Source organism: Paenibacillus forsythiae T98, assembly GCF_000520735.1.
GTDB classification, from domain to species: Bacteria; Bacillota; Bacilli; order Paenibacillales; family Paenibacillaceae; genus Paenibacillus_AQ; species Paenibacillus_AQ forsythiae.
Window position 1 is genome coordinate 1 of record NZ_ASSC01000162.1, and the last position, 3,743, is coordinate 3,743.

4 protein-coding genes are annotated in these 3,743 nt (G+C 59.4%); 1 reads left to right on the forward strand and 3 read right to left on the reverse strand.

Annotated features, from left to right (window positions below; translation table 11 throughout):
• The 3 genes from L692_RS0106120 to L692_RS33790 form a co-directional block, all read right to left on the reverse strand.
• Nucleotides 1-1,093: SWIM zinc finger family protein (locus tag L692_RS0106120; RefSeq protein ID WP_025698143.1), on the reverse strand; the 1,093-nt coding region annotated here is incomplete at its 3' end.
• Between the two features lie 58 nt (nucleotides 1,094-1,151).
• Complete coding sequence (locus L692_RS0106125) at nucleotides 1,152-2,993, reverse strand: diguanylate cyclase (RefSeq protein ID WP_198027710.1); 1,842 nt, start codon at nucleotides 2,991-2,993, stop codon at nucleotides 1,152-1,154.
• A 76-nt stretch (nucleotides 2,994-3,069) separates the two neighbouring features.
• Nucleotides 3,070-3,201, reverse strand: a complete 132-nt coding sequence (locus L692_RS33790; protein ID WP_269636717.1) for a hypothetical protein — start codon at nucleotides 3,199-3,201, stop codon at nucleotides 3,070-3,072.
• A 351-nt stretch (nucleotides 3,202-3,552) separates the two neighbouring features.
• On the opposite strand from L692_RS33790, the gene L692_RS0106135 reads away from it, so the two are divergent.
• Nucleotides 3,553-3,743: Ada metal-binding domain-containing protein (locus L692_RS0106135; protein ID WP_025698146.1), on the forward strand; the 191-nt coding region annotated here is incomplete at its 3' end.

Below are 3,743 nucleotides of genomic sequence, written 5' to 3' on the forward strand. Positions count from 1 at the left end.
AGAACATGTCCAGTCTTTCCGGGTAGAATCCGGGCTGCTCCGACGCTTCCCTCAGCAGAACCAGGGCTTTGTCGTCCCCGGACATGCAGAAATGCATCCAGGCCCGGGCAATCAGCAGAGGCTGCCGGGACGAAGAGGCTGTCCGGGAGTCCGATTCTTCTTCAAGCAGCCGAAGTTCTTCCTTGAATAGCGCTTGATCGTACATTTCCGGGATAATCCACATTCTCCAGAGCAAATAATATAGATCAGAATAGAAGACATGCCCCCCGGACTCCGCCAGCAGCGCCTGCCGCAGCAAGCCGAGCGTGTCCAATATGCGGTTCCGCTGCCCGGGGTCGGAGGCGGGAGAAGGCTCTGCGTGGAAGCAGCGCTCGATGTCATCACGGAGCTCCGTCACGGCCAGGTGAGTGTAGTAACCAAGCGAAGGCGTGAAGCCCCCCGCCTTCCCGGCCGCGCGGGGAAGCAGCGTTTCCAGAACAAAGAGGCGGGCGTGCAGGCCGTACAAATGCTCCAGCTCAGGAGCCATTGGCGGCTTGATGCGCAGCATGGCCGTGAGTGCTTCATCGGCATATTGCGGGTTCCTGATGCTTCCGGCAAGCGGGGAGACGCAGCGGGCGAACAGCTCATGCCACTCGGCTACATTCATGGCCGGGATCAGGCGGCCGCGCTCCTTCAAGGCATCCTGGCCGCCCGGCCTGCCGCCTGCGGCTCTGCCGGTTTCCGGCACGGCGCGGGCGGAGGCGGCCTCCGCCCGGACCCGGGTGGAGGCCTTGGCGTTGGCCAGCAGCTGGACCGGTCTTCCCTGCGCTCCGGCGAAGTCCATCAGGACGGCCGCCATATGCTTGCACGGCCCGGCGACGGGGCAATTGCAGCCGCCGATCGAAAGGGCACCGAGAACGATCTCGACGCTGTACCGCTTGGTTCCGTCCACGAAGGCGGAGACAAGCCCGGGCGAAGGCGCCGTCAACCCGGAAACCCGGCGCTGCTTATAATACTGGAAGCCCCTTTTGAGGGTCAGATCGTCAAAATAATAAGCCATATCCTGGACGAGCTTGGCCCATCCGGCGTCATCAAGGGCTGGTATCGATGGCATGACGGTGTTCTCCTGTAAACTGTAGTCCATCTATTATACCATTACTGTCATGTGGCTTCTAAGCAAAGCTTTCCATCATTTCAAAGGTCTCCACGCAGTTCCGTCCGTTCTCTTTGGCTCTGTACAGCGCTTGATCCGCCTGGTCGATCAGCATGGGGATGCCGCTCGTGTCCGGGGAGGCGGAGGCCACCCCCAGGCTGATCGTGTACCTGACGCTTCCCGCCTGTTCAAGCGGGACAAGGGCTGCCGAGACGCTCTTTCGCATGATTTCCGCCAGGCGGCGCGCCTCCCCGGGGGAAGCTCCGGGAAGCAGGATAACGAATTCCTCGCCGCCGTACCGGGCGATAATGCCGCGGGGCTGCGCCAGTTCGGCGAGCAGTCTCGCCGTCTCCTGAATGACCTTGTCGCCGGCAATGTGACCGTGCCGGTCATTGATGCTCTTGAAGTAGTCGATATCGAGCATGATGAGCGACAAAGGCTTGCCCATGCTCCAGCACTCGGACAAGTGCCTGTTGGCCAGTCTGAGAAAATAGGTGCGGTTATACACCCCGGTCAGACCGTCGGTAGAGGCCATTCGGTTGATTTCCGAGAACAGGCGGGCATTTTCAATGGAGATGCCGACCTGCCCGGCAAAATCCTGGAGAATCTCCCCTTCGCTCTCGGTCACGGTTCTGAAGGAATAACTGTACAGTACGACCAGCGCCAGCGGACGGTCGCGGTACAGGACCGGGATGCCGATGCAGGTCTTGATGTCCGGATGGAGCGGGCAAGGGGACTTGCCCGGATCGGATTGCAGCACCAGCTTTTTTTCACGGATCAGATCGCGGAAGAACGGCTCCGCTTCAAGCTCCGTAAAGAGCGAACCATCCCACAGCCCGCTGCCAACCGAGGTCTTCAGGGTATATCCTTCCCCGCTCTTAAACAGGATGAAGCCATTCTCACAGGACGTTATACTGGACAGGCTGGCCAGGGTATAGTGCAGCAGCTTGTCGAGATTGTAAGTGGAAGTCAGCTTTTTCGTCGTATTATGCAGGTTCTTGAGCAAGGTTCCCTGCTTCTCCTCAAGCAGCTTGTCCTGCCGGATGCGGTTAAACCGGTTGGCCAGCGCCACGGACAGGAGCAGGGTTCCGGCGGCCGAGCCGAAGCGTATGGAATAAAGCGTCTGGACGTTCGGAGGAAGCAGCTTGCAAGCAGCCAACAGATTTGGCAACGCACCGGCCAACAGCGCGACCCACGCGCAGGCATAGAACAGGATGGACCGGACCCGGCACCGGACGACCGCCGCCGCAGACAGGCAGAGCAGAATGCTGGCGCATGCGAGATAGACGGCGATCTCAGCGCATACGCCCGGCGTCATGAATGCCATAACAGGCAGCGCAAGGCCAAGCCCGGCTATCCATATGCGCAAAATACGGTCCATACGCGGCGAATATTGGCGGACCGGCAGCCAGCTCCGCGAGAAGAAGCATGCGAACAGGCAGGCCAGCACGACAAAGACGGAGCCGGATTTCAGCTCCCAGGCGGAATGCCCCGGCCATAAATACAGGTAGGCGAGCCCGTCGCAAGCCGCCTGCATGGCGGTAAAGAAAACGACAAAGAGCCCGAAGTACAGATATACCCTGTCCCGGATCGAGACATAGAGAAAGCTGTTGTACAGCGCCATCGCGAGCATCATCCCGTAATATATGCCCGGCAGAAAATCCGCAGGCTGCTCATTTGTGGCATAGCCCCGCGTCTTCGGCTGGTTCAGCTGCCCCGATTCCGGTGCAAACGAAAGGTTGGCTTCCCGAAGCTCCGCACTCATGCTGAAGCTGCCGGAATCTGCACTCTCTGCCAACCGGGTCCAATCCGCCTTCTGGCCGCAGGCCGGCAGAAGCAGAGCGATGATTATTCCGATCATGAACAGCCCAGTCCGGCCCATCCGGGATGTTAAAGCTTGGGGTAATGCGGTTATGATCGCCTTCATCATCTTCCGGTCAGGAGGACGGCTTGAAGCCGCCGCCTTCGGGCTTGCCTTCCAGCTTGCTGATTTCGTATGGTCCGCTGAATATAATCAAATCATTCGTCTGGCTATGTAATTGTATGGCCGGGTATGGAAGTCCTTGCATATGTTGGTGCCTCCTAAATTTTGGTCTGAATCCATGATCTTTCTAAACAACGAGTTCGACGGCCTGGAACAATAATCCTGTTCAATTCAAGAAAAAATGCGATTTTCATCACAATACGCTAAACTTCTGCTTCACTGTAAGCCGGGGACAGCGTGCGTCAAACCGTCCGCGGGGCCGATTCCGCGCCCGCTCCGGGGATGCGCTTGGGAGGAAGCTGTCCACTCCGGCGTTTGGGTCAAGGCGCGGGTCAGCTTGGCCTGAACAGGCGCTGTCGTATTCTTGCCCTCTTATTCGGCCGGCCTGCCCCGGCGCGGAGCAATGCGTTATAATGGCGGTGTGGAGGGATGCAGCATGGATCAGGCCTTATTCGACCTTGTGTACCAGGCCGTCGCCCGGCGCGACGCCTGCTATGACGGGATTTACTATACCGGGGTTCGGACGACCGGCATCGTGTGCCGGCCATCCTGCCGGGCCCGAACGCCCAGGCCGGACAATGTGACGTTCTACCCGTCGCTGGAGGCGGCGCTTCAAGCAGGCTTCAG